Below are 23,989 nucleotides of genomic sequence, written 5' to 3'. Positions count from 1 at the left end.
TATTAGTTAACGCACTTGGCCGCTAACATCGTTAACGGTGTGCCATTATCATCAAACTTCAAGCTCCAGACGTAGCGTCCTTCTTCAAGAATCGTTACTGCCGTGTCTTTACCATACCCGCCAAACGTTAGCGTGTTTTCTTGGCCTAGTTTTACGCTTAGCCCTTCCGCCGTGAATTGAGGCTTCCAATCTTTTGTTGCGTATTGCATACGATAGCTGCCGGGCTTTTCGTTAGCCACGACTTGATACACGCCGTTGCCTTTATATTCAAAAGCTCGAGACGATGTATGTTTCCAGTTTGAATCGCTAAAGTCACCTACAACGTAGAGTGATTCATCCATGGGACCTGCCTCTGGCAATGTTGGGTTATCACAAGCGCTCATGAATGTATCGCCGGTGCTGGTGGCTGAGGTGGCAATTAGCCCGATTGGAGCAGCGTCAGTTGGCTGATCAATGTGAAGAAAACGCCCTTCAAATGGTGATAGCGCTATGGTGTAGAATCCTGAAGACAGCGCGATTTTTTCGTCCGATTGTAAGTCAGTTAATGTCGAAGAGGAGGCTATAGTGTCACTAGATATGGATATTTTCTGATCGCTGTCTGAGACATTGAGGATGTAGAGTATAGACTCACCTTGGTATTGTTTGACATCAGCATAACTGACTTTATCCGCCAACACATTGGTGCGTGATCCTTTAGATAATGCGGGATGCTGTGCTCTCAGTGTCATTAATTCGCTAACGTATGCCTTAAGATTCGCCTGTTGCGAATTTAGCGTGGTATTGATGCCTTCTATGCGACCACTTGTGCGAGCGACGTGATCATCGCACTTGCCAATAATCGCGCAGTCATTTTCAATTCGATCGGAAAATCCTTCCAGCTCGTCGCCGATTTCGTCTCCGTAATATAGTGTGATAGGGCCGGTATAAGCCGCTTGGAATGAAATTGCAGCTTTATAGCGCTGCCAGTAGCCATCATCTTCGGGCTCGGCAAGATTACCTCGTTGAATGAGGTCACCAAAGCGGACTAGGTCATGGTTGCCTAACATAAGGTTTGGCTTAGCATGATCGGGATACAGAGTATGAAGATTCATACCTTCTGCTATCCATTCGCCTGTTTTGCCGCCTACGCCAGATTCATTTACTGCTAATGTTTCTACAAGTCGATAGCGCACGGGAAAGTCAAAGGCTGAACAAAGTGCCGGCGCTTCGTTAGAGCCGTAGCCAGTTTCAATGATTTTATTTTCCCCCGCCCAGATTTCCGCCACCATATAACCTAAAGGGTGGACCTGTTTACCATCTTGGTTGGAATACGTGACTGATTGAGAGGCCTCGTCAACGGTTTTACGAATTTCTTGCCAGGCCTGCGTTGGAACTTGATACGCTTGGTCGAGACGCCACCCGTCAATCTTGAGCTCTTTAATCCAATATTCAGCGACTTCTTGGTAAAACGGGAGACTCTCAGGGTAGCTGACGGGATTGTCGCTGCCAGCAGGTGTTAAACCGCTAGGAGACGGTACAACGTTGCTTTTATGATGCCCAAATACGCCGTCGAAGAAAACATACATTCCGCGTGAATGCGCTTCATCGACCAATTTTTTGGCGTCATCTAAGTTGCCAAAGCGCGGGTCAATTTCAAAGTAGTTAGTGGCAAAGTAGCCTGTGGCATCTAATCTATCCGCCCAATGATCTTGTCCGTCGATAGGCTCAGAGTTGAAAATAGGCGTGAGCCATAAGCCGTTCATACCAAGTGATTGTATGTAGTCGAGTGAATCGATAATACCTTGTATGTCACCCATGTGATGACTGGTGCCATAGCCTGTGCCATGACCAATACTGTTGTCGCTATTGACGAAGCTTTCTACCATTACTTGATAAATTCGAAGATCATTGGCCGCCGAAATGTTGGATTGTTCGCAGCTATAAAAGGGCGTTTTAGCTTGCTCTGATGGTGAATTTGATTCAGAAGCACAGCCAAAAATTAGCGCGCTGGTGATGGAAAGGCAAAGAGCGGTTTTGATGGGTTTCACGTGATGTCCTTTTCTAATTATGGGTAGGGCACCGTGAATTATCGCTGGGATTATAGAGAGAAAAATCCTCCATTTAGAGACCAAGTAGGGAGGAGATAGAGGGCTGAGAGAGGAGCATCACGCTCGGTCCTAAATTGTGGTTTTTTAGCGTGATGAGCCTCTAGGTTTGTATGCTTTACCAATGGAAGTGAGTCTTAATTTCCGATAGCGACACCTTCTCGTCTTGGGTCTGCGGCGCCTTCTAATCCGCTTTCTGAGATACGAATGGTGTGTAGTCCAGAATTTAGGTCTCTCGCTTTGACCGAATACCCCATACGTTCAAATTGTTGAGAGAACTCGGAGAGCGCCGTGTTGGCTTCTAAATCCATCTCTCCAAAGCGATTGATCATTTTAGGTTGATTGATTGCTTGTTGAATATCCATTCCCCAGTCGACATGGGCGATAATGCTTTGTGCTACATAGCCAATAATGCGGCTGCCGCCAGGCGAGCCTATCGCCATGTAGGGCATATCGTCTTTCATGATGATGGTAGGCGCCATCGAAGAGCGTGGTCGTTTCCCGGGTTCTAGTCGATTGGCGACAGGTTTGCCGTTTTTCTCAGCCACAAAAGAGAAGTCGGTTAGTTCATTGTTGAGGATAAAACCCGATGCCATGACCCGAGAACCAAACACATTTTCCACCGATGACGTCATTGACACCACATTACCTTCAGAATCGACGACATTAAAATGCGTGGTGGATGGTAGCTCTAGAGATTGGTCTTTCGACAGACTAGCAAAGTTTGCCATAGGGGCACCATGTGGTGCGGATTTTAGGGCTTTTTTAGGCGTAATGAGTGCGCTCCTAGTTGCCACATAGTCTTTATTTAATAACTCAGCTGTTGGTACGTTAAAGAAGTCGCTATCGGCCATATACATGCCTCGATCAGCAAATGCTAAACGCGAAGCGTCGGCGAGGATCTGCCAACTGATTGGGCTGTTTGCGCCGAGGGTGGCAAGATTAAATGGCTCAACCGTCATCAGAATTTGACCAACGGTCAGCGCGCCACTGCTTGGTGGTCCCATCCCACAAACATCGTACTGCTTGTAAGGCGCGCAGACAGGTGTACGTTGCACCGCTGAATATTGGGATAAGTCCTCTCGACTTAACAGACCAGTATTGCCTTTTGCATTGTGGACAGCATCGACGATCGATTGTGCAACTGGGCCTTCATAAAACCCATCAGTACCCTTACTCGCGATTAATGACAGCGTATGGGCGTATTCTGGATTCTTAAGCACTGTGCCTTGCGTTTTCGCTTTGCCATCGCTTTGTAACAAATACTGGCGAGTTGCTGGGTGGCGAGACAAGAAAGCTTTATCTTTTTCGATCAGAGCAGCCAGTCTGGCGCTGATTGGAAAACCTTGGGTCGCGAGGGCGATAGTGGGTTCAATCAATGATGCCCAGTCCAGTTTCCCGTACTTTTGGTGAGTATCCCACAGTAATTTAACGGTACCTGGCGTGCCTACGGATCGCCCGCCAACAACGGCATCGTAGAACTTCATTGGTTGACCGTTATCATCAATGAAAAGGTCGCCCGTGGCTTTGAGAGGCGCGGTTTCCCGACCATCATAAGTCGTTAGATTGTTGTCTTTTGCATCCCAATAGACTAAAAAAGAGCCGCCGCCAATACCACTAGATTGAGGTTCCACAAGACCGAGCGTCAACTGAATAGCCACCATGGCATCAATGGCATTGCCGCCTCTGGCGAGAGCGTCGGCACCGGCTTGGCTCGCGGTGGGGTTGGCGGCCGTAACCATCCAATCTTTTGCGGTGACAATGTATTTAGTTTCAAGCGCAGTGGTGGATTCTGGTGCAAACGCGTCAGTGGCTTGCTGTGAAGAATAAGCGTTACTACTCACCGCAAATAAAAGTAATGGCAGTATGCGTTTAACAGGCACACACAAATACATGGTTACTCCTTAACTCGTCGTTTTGGTTTGATACAGGTAAGTCTCGGTGACAAGTTCTCAGTTAGCAATGAAAGCGATGCGTTAAGACTGATTTTAGTGGCAGGGCTATCGAAATTTGGCAGATAATTTGAAGTGGAACGCCTCAAGTTACAAAAAGGGAAGCAGTCAGGCGCTATTTATAACCAAATAGCGCCCTTAGACAGAGTGGTATGACTGTAGAATTATTGTGCTAAATCAGCAATGAACTCTTGTGATTCTAATGCGGTGCGCTTGAGTTGGCTTTTGATCCAGCTATTGAATAAACCAAAATCAGAATGTATTGGCCAAAACAACGATGCGACCACTTTTTTGCCGTAGAAATTGGGATGGTCGCTGATGATGCGTAGCCCCTTGCTTCGATTATACTGGTCGAGAATATATTCTGGTAACAGCGCAATGCCCTTTTGCGCAGCACATAAGTCAACGATAGTGTTCAAATCGTCCAGGCGCCATAAATTATTGGACGCGACATGGGATAGGTTTAGCAGCTCATCGACACCGTCCATTAACAGGATGCGAGGAGGGTTTGCCTGGTCGTCAAGTCGTACGTTTTCGTGACTGACCCACCAACAGTTTGCCCGAAATAATTCTTCAATATTAAAGTCATTATTGGTTTTGTGGTATGGATTACCAAGTGCGAGATCGATTTTTCTTTCACTAAGGTAGTTTCCGAGGATAAAGCTTGGTTTTGTGACAACGTGTAAGTCTACATTCGGAAATGCTTCGGAAAATTCGAGTAAGGTGTGTTTTACTTTATTGTTAAAGACCAACGGGTCAATACCAACGCGGTAGACGATTTGTTCAGAGATGTTCATTTGTTGTGCTGTGGTAATGAGCTCTTTATATTTCCCTATAACAGGAGTAGACAAGTGAAATAACCGTCTCCCTTTGTGAGTAAGAGATATCTTAGCGTTCTGTCGAGAAAATAAGTCGAAGCCTAAGTCTGACTCTAAGTTTTGAATCGCAGTGCTAACAGTCGATTGAGATTTGCCCAGTTTTCTAGCGGCAGAGCTAAAAGAGCCTTCGTTGACAACTGCTACAAACGAAACAATATTTTCGAACTGTAGTTTCATGAATAGACCCCGGCGCGTGACATAATAAGTGTTATTAATATTTTTATATATAATTATGACTAAAACGATACCGATTCATCGGCCAATTTACAACAAGCGAATAAAGATAAAACAATATAAATAGGCAAAATCTACTCAAGTCACACAATTTACTTAGTGTTTTTGCTCTATTGATCATGTAAATATGAAGTGAGAGCGGCATTTAGCAGTAGTGTAAAAGAATGTAAAACGCTAAATTTGTGATGTGAGCCACACTTTTGGTTCTAGCTGAAAGCTTTTTCATATTCATGTATTCTATTTCTTTATTTGTCTAAGGCGTTGTTTTTACTTTATTTGATTGATTTATATCGCCTAACCTTGCAATTATGCCTGATTTTTAATCACCTGCTATCGATTTCATCGATAGCAGGTATTTTTATACAAGATGAATAGTTAATTAAAATGGGGCTTGCTTTGGGAAAAACTTATAAAAAAGGGAAAACTATGTTAACAACACTATATGTAAAAACTGCTTCGTTCATGACTTCATTTAAAAATGACGAGCGTGGTGTAACTGCTATTGAATACGGCCTAATTGCAGTGGCGATGGCTTCAGTTTTAGGGATTATTTTTGCATCGGGTGATGGAACTCTTATTGAAGCGCTAAAAGCGGCATTCAAAACAGTAGAAGACAAACTTAAAACACCGTAAAAATAGTAGTTGAAAATGTCTTCGAGTTTTGAAAAGAAGCTCGAGGACATGCCTATATGAGAATTGAAATGCTTTATATCGCGGTTACGCTCTTATTCTGCTGTTTACTAGCGATATTAGATATTCGAAGTAGAGTGCTACCAAACAAGCTGTTACTAGTATTGTTGATATCACAACTATTATTCTTAGGAATAGATGCGATAAATATCGTTCCGTTTATCATTATAATGGCGTTTGGCTTACTTACATTTGCTTTAGGTTACATTGGCGCTGGAGATGTAAAGTATGCTGCCATTCTAGCGTTAGCTCTTCCATTGCCCCAATTGGTTGAGGCCTTAATGTTGACGGCATACAGTGGTGGTGTATTAATTCTGTTTTACTACTTAAAACACCGTATGACACCAGGTAGTCTAATTCAAGATGTGACACTTCCTTACGGAGTAGCAATCAGCGTTGGCTTTTTTCTCACGATTGCCAGCCATCAACTGCAATCTCAGCAATTACTTTAAACAACAGCGAATATAGCTCATGCGTTCAAGAATTGTTTTACTCATTGCTTTAGTGGCATTGATTGTCGGGGTAGTTGGCCTCGTTGATTTAATGACCAAAACACCAGAACAGGCTGAGACCAATGAACCTGTTGTTGAAGTGGTTGAAGAGCGTCATGTGACGGTATGGAAAGCACTTCAGCCGATAGCAAAGGGTCAGCCGATCTCCACCGAACTAGTACAAAAAACGCAACTTCCACTAAGTGAAGCACTCCAGTTTGGCATTAAGAATGACACTAAAGTCGATTTTGACCCCAGTACGCTCACTAATACCGATATTCACCAAGGCGCGATTGTCATGTCTGAGTATCAAACTAGCCGCACACAGCCAGGTTATATTGACCTTTTGATTACCGATGGTATGACCTTGTATCCATTACAGGTCAGCGACAGAAATCTCATTAATGACTATATCCGTCCTGGCGCGTATATCGATGTACTAACAGTGAGTTCGCCCAACGTTAATCTAGCTGCAAATGCCGATAAGCCTTCGCGCTTCAAAGGGGTGAAAGCCTCGATGTTTCTTAAACACGTCAAAGTGTTAAATGTCGGGGATGAAAGTGGAGACAGTGATGTTGTATCAGCCCGTGCTCCGATTAAAGAAAAAGGTATGACCACGATAGTGATAGAGGTCCACCCGGACGATTTGGCAAGGCTTGCTCTCGCACAAAGAACCATGCATATCGAGATTTACCGCAGTCAAACGTATAAAAAACCTACTTACGCGGAAGTTCGCACCATCATGGATAATTATGTTGGAGTCGAAGAGTTTCGTGGCAATGTCAGCAACCCAAGAGAGGCAATGTAATGGGTCCCATGACACCAAATTCCCCCCGCTTTCTGAGTCTATTATTTAGCCTTTATGCGTTGTTTGCATGTCAATCAGCGTTCGCCGCAGATCGCTATATTACCTTAAATGACGGACGTCATATTCAATTGCCTGTGCCGATTGGCAAGGTGTTTATCAGTAACCCTGATGTTGCGGATTACAAGATCATCAATGACACGACTTTAGTGGTGTTTGCTAATGGCATGGGGCAGTCACGACTCATTGTCTATGGAATGGCAGAAGATGTTTTGCTGTCCGACCGAATTATCGTTGATCTGGATTTAACTCAGGTTCGTCGTCAGGTTAAGTTTCACTTTCCAGACTTTGATATCAAATTGCAATCTATTGGCGAACAAGTTGCCGTTAGCGGTATTGTGAGCTCAGAACAGGATCGAGATGATGTATACCGCTTGGTCGCCACACTGTTGGGACGAGATAAAACAAAAAAGTACGACAAAGCCGAGAAAATTGAATTCACCTCCGAGCATGTAAAACTCAAAGAACCGGAAAGTATGGTGTTTGCCCGAAATATGACTTGGGAAGGCATTGTCGAGCGGCTAGAAGTTGCCACTGTACAACAGGTGAATGTAAAAATCTCCGTTGCCCAAGTGACGGAATCGTTTGGTGAAACGATAGGGGTCGATTGGGGTTCTATTGGTTCGAATGCGGGCGAGTTTGTCTTTAACCAGTTTGAAGCCGCCAACTTGGCAACGGTGATTAATGCGTTGGGTAACGAAGATATCGCGCAAGTGCTTGCCGAACCCAACCTGACGGTTTTGTCCGGTGAATCGGCGAGCTTTTTAGTGGGTGGGGAAGTTCCGGTCATTGTTACCACGAACAATAATGTCAATATCACCTTTAAAGAATTCGGTATCAAACTTGATCTCACGGCAAAGGTACTCAGCGAAGATAAAATTCGCATGCAGCTCTTTCCTGAGGTGAGCGAAATTGAGAAATATATCAAAGCAGCAGGCATTGAAGTGCCGCAACTCGCCTCTCGACGAGCGATGACTACCATTGAGTTAGCCGATGGTGATAGCTTTGTATTAGGCGGTTTGATGAGTAGTGCCGATTTTGAAAAAATGCAAAAAATCCCATTGATTGGGGATGTGCCAGTGATTGGCGCAGCGTTTAGGAAATCAGTAACAGAAAGAAAGCGTACTGAACTTATCATTGTTGCGACGGTGAATCTGGTACAGCCAATTAAGCCTGCCGATATTCAACTCCCCCTTATGAAAAAGACATCCACACTTGTTCGCTGGTTGAACATCGATACCGATCATAGTTACGCCACACCTTCAGATGCCACGATCCGATTGTTGTCACAGGGAGGGTTTATCCAATGATGAAACAACTGTTGATAGTAAGCCTGTTAACAATGCTCTCCGGATGCGCCGCTGAGCGCTATTTTGGTGGCAATGGATTAGAGGCCTTGGTGTACCAACAAAAGCACACCATCGAAATGTCGGTACAAGATACAGCGCGCGCCCAGTCTCAACTGGATGCGTTATTCTCCACCATTGAAGATCAAGATACAGGTGCACGGTACTTTATCGAGTATAAAAGTAAAGCCGGTAAAGCACTGTTAGATCATTCTTTGGCGTCGTACCCGCGACTTCAATTGAAGAATGACAAGGTTGTTTTGGTAAACAATAAGCAACTGCTGACCGATATTAAACTTCAGGTCAGTTTCTACGTGTTAAAAACAGAGCAGTGCCAACCGGTACAGTTTGGTGTCGAGCATTCGCAACTTAATTGCTTTTCTGAATCTGCCCGTTTGAAGCAAGTCGCCAACAAATCACGTATCGCGGGAGCTCAATAATGTTTGATCTTTCTAAGGCACTGAGCACTAAGAGTAAATCTGAACCAAAAACGATAAAGGGTGTATCAGGTTGCACACTTGTTTATCAATCTCAAGAGTGTTTGGACTTGGTAACTGAGGTATTTCGCTTTGAGGGGTGGAATGACCCAACGTGTTTGAAATCAAATCAGGGAATCGGAAAGTTATCGGAGCAACAAACCAGTCAAATAGTGCTCCTCGAACTGAATGAATCGAATAACGTTGTAGAAGACGCCAAAGCTTTTGCGAGTAAGCTGCCGACCCACAAAGGGGTGGTGGTTATTGGTAAAGAAGATGCGATTTCGACGCTTCGCTCTTTGAAAGAAATGGGATTTTATTACGTTTTCTGGCCAGTGAATAAGCAAGAGTTCGCGGATTTTTTAACCCATGTGAATAAAAACCTGAAAACTTTTTCAGGGGTGAGTCAGCAGCGCAAAGCGAAACGAGTGGCAATTGTTGGTGCAAAAGGTGGGGCGGGGACGTCTTTTATTACTGCTGAATTGAGTTCCTTACTGTCGACTCAAGGGACTGATACCATTCTCGTAGATCATCAATATAACGATAGCAATATAGACGTCATGATGGGTCTAAAAGAGTTTAAACCGAAGGCGATCGACGAATTTACCGCCCCATTACATGAAATGGATGAGGAAGGTGCGTTGAGTTACCTCCACCCTGCCCGTAAGAATCTAAGATTGCTGTCCATTGATGGCAATATGAGTCAAACCGATATTCTTAATTACAATCAAACCTTGTGCGAGCTGCTTGCTCGAAATACCAATTTTATAGTGGAAGATTTTTCCGGTAGCGTAGATTTTAAAGTCGAAGCACAACTACTTGTTGATAACTTTGATGTGGTGGTCATTGTTTTTGATGCATCGGTTTCGGCGGTTCGCAATGCGAAACGACTGTATGAGCGGATAGAGAATCTTCAACTTACATTGTCCAAGCGAACTCGAGTGATCACCGTAGTGAATTATCACCGTCCAGAGAGTGCATTTGTTTTGCAGCCCGCGGAGCTTAAAAAATACGTTGGTGCGGATATTGATCTTGAGATTGCCTACTGTAAAAAACTCTCTCATATCATTATTGATGGCAAACGTGCGCATAAACACGACAGAAATATCAGTCGCTCCATGGATGCACTCATGAAGCTCATAAATGGCCAACCGCTTGAAGCAAAAGGGTTGTTACATTGGCTGAAGAGGAGCAATAACAAATGAGTTCAAATAAAGAACTGTATTTGGCTTTTCGTAGCCAGATATTTGAAGCTTTGGATGCCGAAGCCGTTCAGAAGATGAGCCGTAGGGATCTTGAGTCACAAATTCAAAGTGCTGTTGATTTATTAGCGTCGAATTATAAACGACCGATCACTTCAGTGATGAAATCAGGCTTAGTCAAGAGTCTTATTGACGAGCTGTTTGGCTTAGGGCCATTGCAGCCATTAATAGAAGATCAGTCTATCACCGATATTATGGTGAACGGACCCAACCATATCTTCTTTGAACGTCATGGTAAGGTGCAGCAATCAGAAGTCACATTTGTTAATGAAGAGCTGCTGCTGTCGATTGCAAAGCGGATTGCTTCACGAGTAGGCCGACGTGTAGATGAACTGTCACCGACCGTTGACGCGCGTCTTGAAGATGGCAGTCGTGTCAATATTGTTATACCGCCGATCGCGCTCGATGGAACGTCTATTTCGATCCGTAAATTTCGAGAACAAAATATTGGCTTTGAAGACTTAATTGGTTTCGGTTCTATGTCCATGGACATGGCTCGTGTACTTATGATTGCGTCGCGTTGTCGTATGAATATTTTGATTTCTGGGGGCACAGGTTCAGGTAAAACGACATTACTCAATGCGTTGTCTAATTATATTGCTGACGATGAGCGGGTGATTACCATTGAAGATGCGGCAGAATTGCGTTTACAACAGCCCAACCTTGTTCGTTTGGAAACTCGCACCTCAAGTATTGAACAGACGGGGGCGGTGTCACAACGTGATTTGGTCATTAACGCCCTTCGTATGCGACCAGATCGTATTATTTTAGGCGAGTGTCGTGGCTCAGAGGCCTTTGAAATGCTTCAGGCGATGAACACTGGTCACGATGGCTCCATGTCTACACTCCATGCCAATACGCCACGAGATGCGATCGCTCGTGTCGAGTCTATGGTGATGATGGCGAATCTTAATCAACCGTTAGATGCGATTCGCCGGACGATAGTGAGTGCGGTACAGCTAATTGTACAAGTGAATAGGCTGCGAGATGGCTCGAGGAAAATCACCAGTATTTCTGAAGTGGTTGGCCTTGAAGGGGATAGTGTTGTCATGGAGGAGGTTTATCGTTTTCAATATGATGAGTCACATTATAGCGACACGGTTCAAGGTGATTTCGTTACTAACGGCATTATGCAGCGTTCAGAATTAGCGAAAAAAGCGCAGTTTTTTGGCTTATATGATGACCTAATGGCGTCATTTAGAGGGGCGTAGCATGCTGTGGTTCTCACTAATTCTATTCGCCATTGTTCTGCTATTGATGCAAGGTTCGAAAGCGAAAAAAATTGATCACTTTTTTGCAATTGAGAGTGTGGAAGTCGAGAACCTCAAAGCGGTGAATGTTGGCACATTGGCCGGCAAGCGGAAGTGGCAAAAGTTTAAAGAATCTATCTCTCCCACATTGCAAGTGCTTGGACCGCGCTTTCCGATTTATATTTTGCTGTATACCGTTGGTAGTCTTATCGGCGCATGGTACTTAATATTTGACCTTCTACAAATGGGAAATATTTGGATATCAGTCGCGATGGTAGTCGTTGCGTTGCTAGTGGGGTATCGCTACCTCTCGAACAAGAAGCGTAAAGATTTTGAGAACACCTTTCCTGATGCGTTGAACATTTTGATGAGTGCGGTAACGGCGGGCGACAGCTTAATGCAAGCGATCACGTATGTGGGCACCTCAATGGACAATAGTATCGGCCGCGAGTTTAAAATGATGGGCGAGCGACTGAAAATGGGTGAGCCGCCAGAAGTAGTATTGCAACGTGCGTGTAAAAATTACCCTTATCCAGAGTTTTTGTTTTTTACTGTGACACTAAAAGCCAACATTAGCCGAGGTGGGCAATTAAAAGGCGTGCTTGCCAGACTTATTCGAGTTCTAGTCGATGCTCGCACACTGGACAAGAAAAAAATGGCAATGACATCGGAAGCGCGAATATCCGCCAAGATCGTTGCAGCTATTCCACTGGCTTTCACCATTCTTCTTCAATATATCAACCCCGGCAGTGTCGACTTCATCCTTCATGATGAAAGAGGGCAATACATTTTATATTACGTTGTTGGCAGTGAATTCATTGGGTTATCGATTGTTTGGTTGCTAGTAAGAGGGGTGCGAACATGATTCTGCTTATTGCTTTTTCAGTGGTTTTGTTTGCCTTACTCTATTTTATTACCAATGCATTACGTTATGAACAGCGCCGCAAGCGTATCGCCAATTTTATTGGAGAAGAGGCCCAACGGGGCCCTACTGCGGTGAACAGGTTGCTGGTTAGATTTGGCAAGGGCAGCCAAAAAGAACTAGAGCAAAAGCTGGTTAATGCGGGTTATTACAATAAGGAATGGGCAAAGTATTATTTTCCAGCCAAGGTACTGTTTCTTGTGTTGGTTTGCGCCGGAGTCTTTTTTTCTGATCTCTCCGATACCAATAAAATGCTCGCGGGACTGTTAACTTTGATTGGGGTAATTATCGCGCCCGACTTGATACTTGAAGCGCGTCGTAAAACCCTAATTGGTAAAACGTCGAGCCAGTTACCTTATTTGTTAGACATGATGTCGGTATGTGTACAGACCGGTATGACAATAGAAGCGACATTAATTTACTTGGCAAAAGAGTTAGAGGCTTTTGATGGTGACCTTTGCTATCAAATCAAGCGCACATCAGATTCCGCCAAGATAAAAGGGTTGGAAAAAGCGTTGGATGATTTGAGTGAAAGATTACCTACCCCCGCAGTACGAAGCTTCGTCTTAACGCTAATTCAAAACTTGCAATACGGGACGTCAGTGGCTCAAGTGCTGAGCGATTTAGCGGAAGATATGAGAAAAATACAAATTCTAACGGTAGAAGAAAAAGTGGGTCGACTGTCGGCAAAAATGAGTGTGCCACTCATTTTATTTATTATGTTCCCTATCGTAATTTTAATCCTTGCACCTGGCATCATGCAGATGACGATAAATGTTGGTGGTTAATACCATGCGAAAAGGTATGCAAAATACTATTCGAAATACTATGCGATGGAATGTAGTTGCGTTGGTGGTCGTTCTAAGCGGTGTTTTGGTCGGTTGTGAAAGCACTAAACAGCCGCCTTCGGAACAAAGCATCATTGCAGGTATGGAAAAAGTGGATAATTACGATGGTTTGATTGCATTGTACAAGTCCAAACTGCAAGGGGGAGCTCAAGATGACAATGCGATGGAACAGTTGGCGTACGTATATTTTGAAAAAGGTGATATAGAATCTTCACGTTTTTATACCCAATACCTAACCGATAAGGGGTTGGTGAATAAAGAGTTATTACAGCTCCAGGGGCAAATAGAAGCAGAGAGCGATCGTTTTGAATCTGCAATTAAATCGTACAACGAGTCTATCTCGCTAGGTAACACCTCTGGAAAAGTTAGAGTACTACTGGGTGTCGCTTATAGTAAATCTGATGAATTTAATAAGGCGAAGGAGCAATTTAATAAGGCTCGGCTTCGAGGTTATGATGACCTTGTCATCAAAAATAACCTTGCGGTTGTTTATCTCGCCGAGCAGCGTTTCGAACTGGTTATTGAAACATTAGCTCCCGTCCTCAAAGAACATCCGAGTAATCAAACGGTAAAAGCAAATTTAGCGATTGCTTTGCTAAAACTCGACAAATCAGAGCAAGCCAAAGCGCTACTGAGAGACCAATATAACGCCAGTGAATTACTTAACATCACTCAGCAATTTGCATATGTAGAGGCAGACTAATGACTAGCCGTATACGTCAGTTGGGTGTCACCAGTGTTGAGTTTGCTCTTGGCGCTTTAGTATTGATATTTTCTACGTTTGCAATTTTTGAGTCTAGTTATCAAACCTATGTGGTTAATATGACGGAATACTCGCTGCGAGAAACCATACGTAATACCAAAATTTATCAAGGAAGTAGCATTCATCAGCAGTATGAAGCTCGATTTAAAGATTTGATTGAGAATCAGGACAATCTTTGGCATTTCTTGATCGATAGCAGCAAATTTTCGATCGATGGCAAGTACTTTGAGACTTTTGATAAGTTTGTCGCCAATGAGGGACATTCGAGTCAGGATCTCACGTTTAGCTACGATCTTGCCGAGATCACTGTGACATATTTGTATTCCCCAATGATTGAAATGTGGGGGAACGGAGAGACGCCAATCACACGCACAATGGTACTTAACCTAGAGCATGAAGGATGGCGTGATGAAAACTAATGCTTGCAGAAATCAGCAAGGTTCTTTCGCGATAGAGCTCGCGTTTGTGCTGGTGGGTTTGTGTATGATCTTTTTATTCTCAACGGACCTGAGTCATAAATTATTGGTTCGCGCTAAGTTAGACCGCTCTAGTTTCGCCTTGGTTAATGTACTAAAAGAAAGGACGCGTTACTTTTCTGATGCGGAGGGGCAGGTGTTAGATTTCAATGTGACCGCGCAAGACTTGGACAATATGGCGATCGTTGCCGCGCGTATGTTGAATGTGAGCCAAAACAATGTCGCGATTCAAATTGAATCATTGACGGATGGACCCACGGTAACAAGCTTGAGTAGCCGTTTGTTTGGCCAAATGTCGTGTAATAGTGGTTCAATTAACGACTATAAGGACCTGATTCCAGTTGAGGATGGCGTAAAACATCCACTCTACCGGGTTACGTTATGTGAAAAGCATGACTCATGGTTTGAGTCCTTCACCAACGCAGGTAATCCGACGATTACACTAGCGTCTAGTTCCGTGATGCCAGGGAGATAATGATGAGACGATCTCGTGGACAATGTAGCATCAAGAAGCAAGGTGGTGTTGCGGCAATTTGGATGGGGCTGTCATTGGTTCCCATTATGGGCTTCACGTTTTGGGCAGTAGAAGGCACCCGATATGTGCAGGAAAAAAGTCGCTTGGGTGACGCGGCAGAAGCCGCGGCCATTGCGGTGACAATGGCCGACCAAGAAGGCAGTGCGAATGCGTTTGCGACTAAGTATGTCAACGCTTATGTTCGCGACATTAAATCTTCGCAGGTGACGGCGAAAAGAAAGCATCAAGAGGCAATACCCGATACCGATACGCTGGAGTTTATACAATATACGGTCGACGTAAAAACCACGCATGACTCTTGGTTTTCGAGTACGTTTATCCCTTCATTCAGTGAAACACAAGATCTTACCGGTAAATCAGTCGCGAAGAAGTATCCGGCTTATTTAGGTGATAACAATATAGATATAGTGTTCGTATCCGATTTTTCCGGTTCAATGAATAACTGGTGGGGAGGAAACTACAAAATAGATGCTCTGAAAGAAGCGGTGATGACAGTATCCAACAAATTGTTATGCCAAAACATAGAGTATGACCGTTGGCAAGGTAAAGAGGTTTGTAAAGATAGTGACCAGAGTGAGTTAGCCGATAAATTGCTAAATCGTATTGGTATAGTCCCTTATAATGTTCGAACGCGTGAGATAGGTTCTGACCGTAACGTATATGCGGTTAGTCAACTTCGTTATAAAACTGGCTTTAGATTGGTGAATCCAGAAAGAAGTTACGAAGAGGTTGATTGGAATGCATGGCGCACCGTGAGGCCAAAAAATATCTATCGATGTAGCCAAAATAGGAACAAATGCCCGAATAAAACGGCAGAAGAATCGGCGCAAGCAAAACGTTTAACTAAAGTTCTCGGTATCAATCAGTATACGTATTCTAAACAAACGTTCTTTGTCGATAATAAAGATTATGTGGATCTAAGCTTTAGCGTTGAACAAATGTTCAACAATCAGTTTCCAGGCAACCTGTCAAAATATCGAGTCGACAATAATAAATTGTATCGAGGCTATGGTAGTACTTCACGTGATCAGTTCTCAACGATTAGCTTAACAAACAAGACTAGTGATATAGCGGATATTAATGGCATGAGAGCTGGTGGGAATACGGCATCATTTCAAGGTATTTTGAGGGGGATTCAAAAGATCTCTGAAGGAAACCCCAATAGTAGCGATAAAGATGAACAAGAGAGCTACGACAATAAAATTAAAATGCTGTTAATTTTAAGTGATGGTGAAGAAAGCCCCAACAATGGCATTCTCAACGGGCTTGTTTCTAACGGAATGTGCGATGATGCGCGCGAAAAAATACCAGGCTTGTATATAGGTGTGATTGGGATCGGCTTCACCTCTTCAAATGTTACTGAGTTTCGTCGGTGCGTAGTAAACCCTGATGAAGACATTATAGATGTATCTAACTTAGATGAATTAATTGAAAAAATTGAAGAGTTAATACGCAAGGGTTCCCGGACTAGCGGTACGACGAAGCTCTATTAAGCCCGTTTTCGATTAAAGCAATAATTGATTAAAATTAAACATGACAATATTAAGGCAAAGCATGCTACTACATCGTTTTCATTTTCTCGTCCCTATGCTGATGCTTGGTTTTACCAGCACAGTACATTCTGTAGAATCCAGCGTCATGGAGTATTGTAGTGACTCGAATGGTGAAATTCGTTACACCACAGAAATTGGCAACGTGATAGGGATAGGGCAGCATCATGCGGGATTTTTGCAAATTGAACAGGTTTCTAACGATGATGAGCTAAAGCAAGCTCTATTAGCAGCAAGTCATGCTCAGCTCAGTAGCAGCCACTGTCAGACCTATATCAGCAATAAAGGGACGCAAGGTGTGGGGGGAGGCGATAATAAACACGTCGCTCGCTTGCAGTTTGGTTTTGATAACGCTCACTTATCGCCAATTGCGAGACAATCTCTTAACCGTGTTGCGCAAGATCTTGCTAAGCAAAAGGTTGCCCTTCAGGTAGAAGGTCATACCGATAGTATGGGCACGGAACAATATAACCAAGGGCTCGGCTTAGAGCGTGCGGTGAATACGGCTGAAGTGTTGTTTTTCCAAGGCGTTGAGCGAGAGAAGGTCGTGATGACGTCATTTGGTGAACTAAAGCCGATTGCGACGAATTCAACCTCGCAAGGCAGAGCAAGCAACCGAAGAGTTGATATTCTCTTGAGTGAATAATAACCCTATAATGGAATGTAAGACGTTGCGCGCAATAATACGTCTTACTTCGCAAAATAGTATTTAATACGCGTAGATAAATGGACTGTGGGTCACTAAAGCTCACAGTTCTATTACACGTTGTAAAGACAATCTAGAAATGGGCTGATATGATAGTCAAAATATAAGGAATATTAATGACTGGTTGTTAGTTAAGCACTTTTTGCGTGCGACGACCCAGTCAATGTTTAAGTCAGATGAGGTTGTCGTGAATTTTCCCCACCGAGTTTTTAATTCTAAAACGGTTAAGTTGATCGCATTAGCAAGTCTAAGTGTTAGTGGCGTCGCTAATGCATTGGAAGTCATGAATGCTGATGAAAAAACGCAGTTAGAAAAAATCAGCAGCGATTATGACAACGGTTATCTACAAACCGGACTTGAAGAGAGTACCGAAACGTATACTCAGCTTTTTTCAAATATTGAGTCTATTAAGATTAATCTCGTTAACAATATCGAAAACATCAAAGTTGATTCAGCTTCAATGGAAAAGAAATTGGTTGACGGTGAATATGATGAGTCTTTGTCGCAAACATTGCGTGATTTAGCAATGAACGTAGCTAAACTCAAAACAGAACTGGTCGACAAAGAAAAGCAGTTGTCAGAAAAGAAAGTTGCGATCTCAAAAAGTGAAGCGGTGATTAAAGGGCTAGATCGTACTAAAAATGAAGAATTGCTTGCGTTATATAAGCAAGTTAAATCTCGTTATATTGTAGAGTCACGTAAAGTGAATCAAGAGACTTTTGTTGGCAGTTTAGAGTGTGATTCTAGCGAAAGTATGTCGGCGTGTGTTAACCGTAACATGAGCACGATGAAACGCACATTCATGCTGGAAAAAGGCGGTCTAGAAAGAGTCAATATCACGTCTTTTAATATCGTTGATGCCACACAAAAAATGAATGGTAACCTGACATACACCGCTCAAGCAAGCTATAAAAATGAGTTCGACTCAAATACCGAACTGGAACTACGAAAGGCGCTAGGGCTTGAAAAAGTTAGGTTTGTTTTCCGCTCCAATTCAAACAACACCGTTTTCTATATTAATGATCAAAAAGTAGGGGCTGGCGATAAAGTAGATATCGCAGGTAACTACGTAGGTGTGTATAACGTAAGAGCGGTGAATGACTCAAAAACACAGTCTTTAAAGCTTAGTCTCAAAAACGAAGGTGATTATTTCTTCCCCTTTTCAAGTGTGAAAACTAAGTCGACGCCAAGCCCAGTGAAAGCAGATGCTACGGCTAAGAAAACCGTTAAAACTAGTACTGATAAATCAGTATCGTCTGCTCCCGCGTTGACGAAACAAATCTTAGATGGTTACGCCAAGAGTACGCCAGAAAAAGCGCAAGAGGCGGACGCATTGGTAGGAAAGCGTTTTACGAATACCGTTATTCATAAAGACGATGCTTATCAATATCTGTTGCCTATCGAGTATTCCAATAATGGCAGTAAAGCGGTGTATTTAACAAAGTCAGATGCGGCAAGGTACTGTGCTGATAAGCTGTCTTCTAAATTGGCTTCGCGCACCGCGTATCAATATCTGTTAAACGGCAATAAACTGGGAATTGGTAACTACTGGTTGTCATCAGGCAAGGTTTTCTCATCCACTCTTGATGAAAACGCAACGAAGAAAATTACTAAAAATAAGTTTGTTTGCATGATGAACATGACTGAAAATTGGTAAGACCCAGCATGATCGAACGCTTAGCATTATCCCGTTATTTTCAATGATGTGTTTACTGCTCGACTAGTCGAATAAAGCCAATGGTATGTGCCATTGGCTTTTTTGTGTGGGCACTATTTTGCGATGAACTTAATCAGTGTTACTAGTACGATTTCTTGAAAAGCTCCAATACGCTAATCCACCCCAAGCCACGGCTTGAAGCCACAATTGACTCCATTGCGCTGACACTTGTGACCAATCGGCACCCATCTGATTTAGCTTTAAAAATCCGTTAATTGCCGGTTCGGTTGGAAAGATGGCGGCAAACCATTGCATTGGCGCAGGTAGCATTTCGCTTGGCCAAATAAACCCAGCAGAAAAAATCAATGGCATTGAGCTAAGTAGAATCAATACCGTCACTAGCTCTCGTCTAGGCGTGATTGCCCCAACCAGAATACCAATAAAGCATGTAGTGAGAAAAAACGGCAACATTAAGGTGAGCATTTCGCTAGGGTGGGCGAGTTTACTGATGCCATACATATCAAAACTGGCACCGAAATAAAACATGCCGAGTATGTAGTAGAAACCCAATAAAATCCCTGTGCGTACTGCTATCACCTTGAAGGGCGATTGTGTTTGCCAGTAGCCACTCCCTTGCCTTTGAGTGCCTCCGATTAACCCCGATGCCATCGCTAGGGTTTGTTGAAGAATTAGCACAAAGACGGCGGGTACAACGTAGTCGATATACCCCATGTGCGGGTTGAACGTCGGCTTCGCATTTAGCACAGTAGCCGCATATTGCTTAGCTGCCAGTTCGAGCGGTACGCCATCAATCAATAGCTTAGACACTTTTGCTTTAGCTGCGAGCGTGCCTCCAGCCTGAGCAAGCCCTTCAACCACGGTTCCGTATACCAGAAATAGTGCGGCATCACCTGCGTAGGAAAGTACCGGACTTTTTCCCATCATGAGATCTTTGTAAAAGTGTTCAGGGATAACAATAAACCCAGTAATTTTCCCTTCTTCAAACCACTGTTTAGCATCTGCAATAGCGCTCAGTCGGCTTATCACCGTTACGTTTGGTGTTGCATCGACCATGCGTTCGAGTTGATAGCTGGTTTGGCTTCTATCTAGGTTTACGACGGCAATCGGCAACTCACGCGGGATCTGTGTAGTGTATGGAAGGGGATAAAGAAATGAGTAAAAGATGACACCACCGAATACCGTGAGAGTGACCACAGGGTTGGTGAGAATCGCTTTTAGCTCGAGTTTAATATGTTCGAGTAGCGTCATACCTGTGACTCCTTATTCATATGTTGTTTGATCAGTACGACGGTCAGCATTAGTGGAATGACATAACCCACCATAGGTGTGAGGTGCGCAAGAGATTGAATGGCTGTGACGCCGTAACTTGCTTGGCTCACTTGAACCTCAATGTAATGACTGATTGGCAGCAGTTCTCGCCAAGCCGTTGCAAGGGTTGTCATATCTGCCGCCGGAAAGGTGATCCCCATAAATGCGAAGCTCGGCGCAGTAAATGCACCCGCGAAGCTCATTGCTCTTGCCGCATCACAGGTAAGGAAGAAAAAGAAACAAGCCATGATCATACAGGCTAACGTCGTGATGACTTGTGCAAAAAACAGTACCAGCCAACTTCCTTCCATCGGCCAACCAATGATGTCGTAGAACCAAATTAGGAAAAATGAACCCTGCAATAAAAACCACAAAAAATAAGGAAACAGTGTACGGCCTAGGTGATTCACAATTGATGTGCCTCCAAACCACGACCTTAATCCAGAAATACGATAATTTGCACTGAGTACTAATACCGTAAATGAAACGATAGCGATTTGCCAAATAGCAGGAACAATGGCGGATACAAGAAATTGGGCGTAGTTGGTTCCTTTATTAAATAGGGGAGTTATTTGAGTTCTTACCGTGACGGCATTCCCCATCGCAGCCAAGCCTGTTGTGTTGCCTTTTGACAGAGCTTTAACCACACCGACTTGCGCATTAAAGGTGCCTTGAGCCTGCAACGCAGCCGAATTAATTAAACGTCCAACGAGTAGGTATTGGCTGTTATAAAACAGCGTCACTTGCGGGGTAAGTGACTTTGTAATGGTTTTATCAAAGTTGGTGGGTACATACAAGATTGCGTAGATATCGCCGTCAATCAGTGCAGATTTAGCTTGTTGAATATCGTCATATTGATGATCAATACTCAACATTGAGGTCGCATCGTAATTACGGATCAGCTTCTGCGATAGGGTGCTTTTGCTGAGATCGACAACACCGACTGGTAAATTATTGGCGATGCCTTGAGAAAATATCCAATAGATGGAAAAGCACAAGGCAACAGGGACCCAAGTCAGGCATGAAAGCAGCCATTTATCATGGCGGAGTATATGCCATTGATTGTAGTGCCGCCCATCTGGGGAGATGGACGATACAGTGTTAGAACGCTGGTTCATACTCAGCCCTTACATCTCAACGGCTAGGCTCATGCCCATACGTAACTTATCTTTATGATCCAGAGGGCGAGCTTCTACTTCGAAAGTACGTAAATCAAAACCTTGAGTGGCGTCCGTTGAGCGCCAAGTAGCGAAATCGCCCATCACGGCCACGTGATTAACTTTGAATGTGACGTCGGTATCTAAAGCTGGCACGTATGCGGTAAATTCAGCCCCTTTTTCGAAATGTTGTAGTAGATCTTCACGAACATTTAAAACCGCCCATGAATCTTTGGTATCGACAACGGTCACAACCGGAAAACCTTGCGGAGCGAGCTCGCCACTATGAAGCAGTACTTGAGAAACTTCGCCATCAAACCAAGAGTGAATCTTAGTATCTGCGGCATAGGCTTCAACTTCGGCTACTGCGCCTGCTGCCATGCGAACTTTTTCAGCTGCCGCAACTTTAGTTTCCTTACGCGCGCCTTCTTTTGCCATTTCAAACATTTGATAAGCGGCACTTTCAGTGTATTTAGCGGCTTGCCATTGTGTTTTGGCTTCATCACGTTTTTGCTCTGCAACGACACCATCCTTGTATAGATTATTGACACGCAGATAGGTTTTCTCCATAAGTTGGGAGGCAGCGCGAGCTTTACGCCATTGATCTTCTGCAGCTCTGATTTGTTGTTGGCGAGCACCGTTGTTGGCCTCTTGCGCGAGCGCTCCAGCTGCTTTTTCACCTGCAACAGCTTGTTCTAGCTTGGCGTCGATTTCTGGGCTATGAAGGGTAAAGACCAGCTGTCCTTCCTTAATTTCATCACCTTTGCGAACCATGACTTGATCGATTCTGCCAGGTACCTTAGAGGAAATACTGTATTGCTGAGATTCAATTTGTCCTTGAAGACGAAAGGGTGGCGTTTGATAAGCGTCAAAAAACTTATAACCGACCCAACCTGCAATAACGAGCGCGCCTAGTGTCGCGAGTGTTGGTTTAACCTTGTTCATGATACGTCCTTACTAGTGATTTTTGCAGGATTAATAGAGTTATATTTATATTGGTTAAAGCTGTTCATTTCATTGGATAGCGCAAGTAACTTGTTGAGAGAGAGTAGGTACTGGAAACTTGCGGCGGCTTGTTGTGTTTTAATGCTCGCAACATAAAGCTCGGCATCGACGACATCAATGGAGCGACCTAAACCTTGAGCAAACGCCTTTTGTCTTAGTAAAAGATTCTCTTTTGCTAATGATAGGCTTGAATTTAGTCCAACCGCTTCGTCGAGGGCTTGCTGGGCTTCTAAATAGGTCTTTTCTACTAATACGCTTAAATCTAGTTTTGCTTGGCGTTTTAGGAATTGAACTTGGCTCACAGCACTGTTTGCTGCTTTAACTTTTTCACTGCGCCCGGTATTTTCTAGTAGTGGCACGCTGACGCCAATACCGACTAACCAATCAGGGGTCATCTGATTGGCTAATGAATCCCCTTCATAAAGGTTATAGTCACCGTAAGCATATACTTCAGGATAGTATTTGCCGTTCTCAGCTTTGATAAGACTGCTAGCTTGTTTTTCTTTTGCATCGAGGATCGCTAAGCCCGGATAGGTGTCTAACGTCTGGTCAACAAACGCATCGAGAGGGGGTAAGTTGCGGTTAATAAAGAGTTCGTCTCGCGGCTCAACCTTTTCGACTTGGCCTAAGATTTGTGTCAGTGCTGCTTGGGCGATATTCAGGCTATGTTGCGCCTTCTTTCTCTCGATGGTGGCTTTATCGAGTGAGGCCTCCGCTTGTAAGCGTTCTACTCTAGCAATTTGGCCTTGCTGTTCGAGTTTAATGGCGTAATCGCGATGTTTCGTCAGCCCTTGTTCGGCAGCGAGGCGCGTTTCAACCACTTCCTTAGCTAAAATCACGCTGAAGTAGTATTTACTCAGATCTTCGTATCGCGCTTGCACCTCCATCGCAAACTGACTTTCCGCCTCTTCTTGACGGCCTTCTGCCGCCGTTTGCGCCGCGGTGATCCGCCCACCAGTAAAGATTGGCCAGATTGCGCGGATGGAAGAGCTGAAGATATCTTGGTGCTCGATCGTGGAAGTAATACCTCCAAGATTGAGTCCACCAAGACTGCCTGCTATTTGGCCAAGACCTGGCGGGACACCGTTGAGGCTTTCTGCAAGCTGGTCTCCTGATACCGTCACGTCTTTGTCTAGACGGGTGTAATTCGCGCCAATGGTGACGCTAGGTAGGTTAAGGTTGTTCGTGGCGCTTTTTAAGTGCCCATAACGCTCTACATTGGCTCGCTGCGCGGCGAGTGAGTTGTTGTTTTGTTGAAGCAGTTGCCAAGCCTCGTCAAAAGAGACCTCAGCGCTCCATGCATTGATAGACAGGGTGCTTAGCAATGCGCCCACAACCAGAGGTAGGGACTTAATCTTCATGTTTGCTCCAAGCCGATGTTAATAAAATATTTAGAGTTTAAACTCTAATATTGTTCAGTGCAACAATATAAATGTAGTTGCTTTTGGATAAACAGCGAAGTTAAGTGATTGTTTTTTTTGGCATCGCGCAAATACAAAGAGACTCGCAATGA

22 protein-coding genes are annotated in these 23,989 nt (G+C 44.0%); 15 read left to right on the top strand and 7 right to left on the bottom strand.

Features of this window, described 5'->3' with window-relative positions; genetic code table 11:
- Positions 1-2: 2 nt before the first annotated feature.
- From L4D05_RS05545 to L4D05_RS05535, 3 genes are all read right to left on the bottom strand, one after another.
- Positions 3-2,069 (bottom strand): alpha-amylase family glycosyl hydrolase, encoded by a 2,067-nt coding sequence (locus tag L4D05_RS05545; protein WP_428793555.1) that lies wholly within the window; start codon positions 2,067-2,069, stop codon positions 3-5.
- A 152-nt stretch (positions 2,070-2,221) separates the two neighbouring features.
- A complete protein-coding gene (ggt, locus tag L4D05_RS05540) occupies positions 2,222-3,979 on the bottom strand; it encodes a gamma-glutamyltransferase (protein WP_428793279.1) in 1,758 nt (585 codons plus the stop codon).
- Between the two features lie 221 nt (positions 3,980-4,200).
- A complete protein-coding gene (locus tag L4D05_RS05535; RefSeq protein WP_428750987.1) occupies positions 4,201-5,091 on the bottom strand; it encodes a LysR family transcriptional regulator in 891 nt (296 codons plus the stop codon).
- Between the two features lie 483 nt (positions 5,092-5,574).
- Here L4D05_RS05535 and L4D05_RS05530 point away from each other — a divergent pair, with 483 nt between their 5' ends.
- The 15 genes from L4D05_RS05530 (at position 5,575) to L4D05_RS05460 (ending at position 18,985) form a co-directional block, all read left to right on the top strand.
- The gene (locus tag L4D05_RS05530; protein ID WP_428793278.1) at positions 5,575-5,781 is read left to right on the top strand and encodes a Flp family type IVb pilin; all 207 of its coding nucleotides are present in this window, start codon (positions 5,575-5,577) and stop codon (positions 5,779-5,781) included.
- 56 nt (positions 5,782-5,837) lie between these two features.
- Complete coding sequence (locus tag L4D05_RS05525) at positions 5,838-6,290, top strand: prepilin peptidase (protein ID WP_428793277.1); 453 nt, start codon at positions 5,838-5,840, stop codon at positions 6,288-6,290.
- 19 nt (positions 6,291-6,309) lie between these two features.
- On the top strand, positions 6,310-7,137 hold the full coding sequence (locus L4D05_RS05520; protein ID WP_428793276.1) for an RcpC/CpaB family pilus assembly protein: 828 nt from the start codon (positions 6,310-6,312) through the stop codon (positions 7,135-7,137).
- Complete coding sequence (locus L4D05_RS05515) at positions 7,137-8,504, top strand: type II and III secretion system protein family protein (RefSeq protein WP_428793275.1); 1,368 nt, start codon at positions 7,137-7,139, stop codon at positions 8,502-8,504. Before L4D05_RS05520 ends, L4D05_RS05515 begins: the two co-directional genes overlap by 1 nt.
- Positions 8,501-8,980 (top strand): hypothetical protein, encoded by a 480-nt coding sequence (locus L4D05_RS05510; RefSeq protein ID WP_428750981.1) that lies wholly within the window; start codon positions 8,501-8,503, stop codon positions 8,978-8,980. The genes L4D05_RS05515 and L4D05_RS05510 overlap by 4 nt, the downstream gene beginning before the upstream one ends.
- Entirely contained in the window at positions 8,980-10,221 is a 1,242-nt protein-coding gene (locus L4D05_RS05505) for a CpaE/TadZ family protein (protein WP_428793274.1), read from the top strand. Before L4D05_RS05510 ends, L4D05_RS05505 begins: the two co-directional genes overlap by 1 nt.
- The gene (locus tag L4D05_RS05500) at positions 10,218-11,489 is read left to right on the top strand and encodes a TadA family conjugal transfer-associated ATPase (RefSeq protein WP_428793273.1); all 1,272 of its coding nucleotides are present in this window, start codon (positions 10,218-10,220) and stop codon (positions 11,487-11,489) included. The genes L4D05_RS05505 and L4D05_RS05500 overlap by 4 nt, the downstream gene beginning before the upstream one ends.
- A gap of 1 nt (position 11,490) precedes the next feature.
- Complete coding sequence (locus tag L4D05_RS05495) at positions 11,491-12,393, top strand: type II secretion system F family protein (RefSeq protein ID WP_428750977.1); 903 nt, start codon at positions 11,491-11,493, stop codon at positions 12,391-12,393.
- Entirely contained in the window at positions 12,390-13,238 is an 849-nt protein-coding gene (locus tag L4D05_RS05490) for a type II secretion system F family protein (RefSeq protein WP_428750976.1), read from the top strand. Before L4D05_RS05495 ends, L4D05_RS05490 begins: the two co-directional genes overlap by 4 nt.
- 16 nt (positions 13,239-13,254) lie before the next feature.
- Positions 13,255-14,001 carry a tetratricopeptide repeat protein gene (locus tag L4D05_RS05485; RefSeq protein ID WP_428793272.1) on the top strand — a complete coding sequence of 249 codons (747 nt, stop codon included), beginning with the start codon at positions 13,255-13,257 and terminating at the stop codon, positions 13,999-14,001.
- Positions 14,001-14,480, top strand: a complete 480-nt coding sequence (locus L4D05_RS05480) for a TadE family protein (RefSeq protein WP_428750974.1) — start codon at positions 14,001-14,003, stop codon at positions 14,478-14,480. The genes L4D05_RS05485 and L4D05_RS05480 overlap by 1 nt, the downstream gene beginning before the upstream one ends.
- On the top strand, positions 14,470-15,012 hold the full coding sequence (gene tadF / locus L4D05_RS05475; protein WP_428793271.1) for a tight adherence pilus pseudopilin TadF: 543 nt from the start codon (positions 14,470-14,472) through the stop codon (positions 15,010-15,012). Before L4D05_RS05480 ends, tadF begins: the two co-directional genes overlap by 11 nt.
- Positions 15,013-15,014: 2 nt before the next feature.
- A complete protein-coding gene (locus tag L4D05_RS05470) occupies positions 15,015-16,565 on the top strand; it encodes a TadE/TadG family type IV pilus assembly protein (RefSeq protein ID WP_428751170.1) in 1,551 nt (516 codons plus the stop codon).
- A 61-nt stretch (positions 16,566-16,626) separates the two neighbouring features.
- Positions 16,627-17,268 carry an OmpA family protein gene (locus L4D05_RS05465; RefSeq protein WP_428793270.1) on the top strand — a complete coding sequence of 214 codons (642 nt, stop codon included), beginning with the start codon at positions 16,627-16,629 and terminating at the stop codon, positions 17,266-17,268.
- A gap of 223 nt (positions 17,269-17,491) precedes the next feature.
- The gene (locus L4D05_RS05460) at positions 17,492-18,985 is read left to right on the top strand and encodes a hypothetical protein (protein WP_428793269.1); all 1,494 of its coding nucleotides are present in this window, start codon (positions 17,492-17,494) and stop codon (positions 18,983-18,985) included.
- 129 nt (positions 18,986-19,114) lie between these two features.
- Here the strand turns inward: L4D05_RS05460 and L4D05_RS05455 are convergent, their stop codons facing one another.
- Genes L4D05_RS05455 through L4D05_RS05440 form a run of 4 tightly spaced genes read right to left on the bottom strand, consistent with a single transcriptional unit; the run spans position 19,115 to position 23,837 of the window.
- Positions 19,115-20,254, bottom strand: a complete 1,140-nt coding sequence (locus L4D05_RS05455; protein WP_428793268.1) for an ABC transporter permease — start codon at positions 20,252-20,254, stop codon at positions 19,115-19,117.
- Entirely contained in the window at positions 20,251-21,432 is a 1,182-nt protein-coding gene (locus tag L4D05_RS05450; protein WP_428750968.1) for an ABC transporter permease, read from the bottom strand. The genes L4D05_RS05455 and L4D05_RS05450 overlap by 4 nt, the downstream gene beginning before the upstream one ends.
- 9 nt (positions 21,433-21,441) lie before the next feature.
- Positions 21,442-22,416, bottom strand: coding sequence for an HlyD family secretion protein (locus L4D05_RS05445; protein WP_428750967.1), 975 nt, complete (start codon positions 22,414-22,416; stop codon positions 21,442-21,444).
- A complete protein-coding gene (locus tag L4D05_RS05440; protein ID WP_428793267.1) occupies positions 22,413-23,837 on the bottom strand; it encodes a TolC family protein in 1,425 nt (474 codons plus the stop codon). Before L4D05_RS05440 ends, L4D05_RS05445 begins: the two co-directional genes overlap by 4 nt.
- Between the last annotated feature and the right edge of the window lie 152 nt (positions 23,838-23,989).

Origin of the sequence: Vibrio nomapromontoriensis, assembly GCF_050337205.1 — a bacterium.
In the GTDB taxonomy this organism is placed as follows: Bacteria; Pseudomonadota; Gammaproteobacteria; order Enterobacterales; family Vibrionaceae; genus Vibrio; species Vibrio nomapromontoriensis.
This window is presented reverse-complemented; position numbering and strand designations above follow the sequence as displayed.

Bases quoted from the DNA above. Each gene is read 5' to 3' on its own strand.
- ggt (WP_428793279.1), bottom strand. From the start codon at position 3,979: ATGTATTTGTGTGTGCCTGTTAAACGCATACTGCCATTACTTTTATTT.
- L4D05_RS05535 (WP_428750987.1), bottom strand. From the start codon at position 5,091: ATGAAACTACAGTTCGAAAATATTGTTTCGTTTGTAGCAGTTGTCAAC.
- L4D05_RS05530 (WP_428793278.1), top strand. From the start codon at position 5,575: ATGTTAACAACACTATATGTAAAAACTGCTTCGTTCATGACTTCATTT.
- L4D05_RS05525 (WP_428793277.1), top strand. From the start codon at position 5,838: ATGAGAATTGAAATGCTTTATATCGCGGTTACGCTCTTATTCTGCTGT.
- L4D05_RS05520 (WP_428793276.1), top strand. From the start codon at position 6,310: ATGCGTTCAAGAATTGTTTTACTCATTGCTTTAGTGGCATTGATTGTC.
- L4D05_RS05515 (WP_428793275.1), top strand. From the start codon at position 7,137: ATGGGTCCCATGACACCAAATTCCCCCCGCTTTCTGAGTCTATTATTT.
- L4D05_RS05510 (WP_428750981.1), top strand. From the start codon at position 8,501: ATGATGAAACAACTGTTGATAGTAAGCCTGTTAACAATGCTCTCCGGA.
- L4D05_RS05505 (WP_428793274.1), top strand. From the start codon at position 8,980: ATGTTTGATCTTTCTAAGGCACTGAGCACTAAGAGTAAATCTGAACCA.
- L4D05_RS05500 (WP_428793273.1), top strand. From the start codon at position 10,218: ATGAGTTCAAATAAAGAACTGTATTTGGCTTTTCGTAGCCAGATATTT.
- L4D05_RS05495 (WP_428750977.1), top strand. From the start codon at position 11,491: ATGCTGTGGTTCTCACTAATTCTATTCGCCATTGTTCTGCTATTGATG.
- L4D05_RS05490 (WP_428750976.1), top strand. From the start codon at position 12,390: ATGATTCTGCTTATTGCTTTTTCAGTGGTTTTGTTTGCCTTACTCTAT.
- L4D05_RS05485 (WP_428793272.1), top strand. From the start codon at position 13,255: ATGCAAAATACTATTCGAAATACTATGCGATGGAATGTAGTTGCGTTG.
- L4D05_RS05480 (WP_428750974.1), top strand. From the start codon at position 14,001: ATGACTAGCCGTATACGTCAGTTGGGTGTCACCAGTGTTGAGTTTGCT.
- tadF (WP_428793271.1), top strand. From the start codon at position 14,470: ATGAAAACTAATGCTTGCAGAAATCAGCAAGGTTCTTTCGCGATAGAG.
- L4D05_RS05470 (WP_428751170.1), top strand. From the start codon at position 15,015: ATGAGACGATCTCGTGGACAATGTAGCATCAAGAAGCAAGGTGGTGTT.
- L4D05_RS05465 (WP_428793270.1), top strand. From the start codon at position 16,627: ATGCTACTACATCGTTTTCATTTTCTCGTCCCTATGCTGATGCTTGGT.
- L4D05_RS05460 (WP_428793269.1), top strand. From the start codon at position 17,492: ATGTTTAAGTCAGATGAGGTTGTCGTGAATTTTCCCCACCGAGTTTTT.
- L4D05_RS05455 (WP_428793268.1), bottom strand. From the start codon at position 20,254: ATGACGCTACTCGAACATATTAAACTCGAGCTAAAAGCGATTCTCACC.
- L4D05_RS05450 (WP_428750968.1), bottom strand. From the start codon at position 21,432: ATGAACCAGCGTTCTAACACTGTATCGTCCATCTCCCCAGATGGGCGG.
- L4D05_RS05445 (WP_428750967.1), bottom strand. From the start codon at position 22,416: ATGAACAAGGTTAAACCAACACTCGCGACACTAGGCGCGCTCGTTATT.
- L4D05_RS05440 (WP_428793267.1), bottom strand. From the start codon at position 23,837: ATGAAGATTAAGTCCCTACCTCTGGTTGTGGGCGCATTGCTAAGCACC.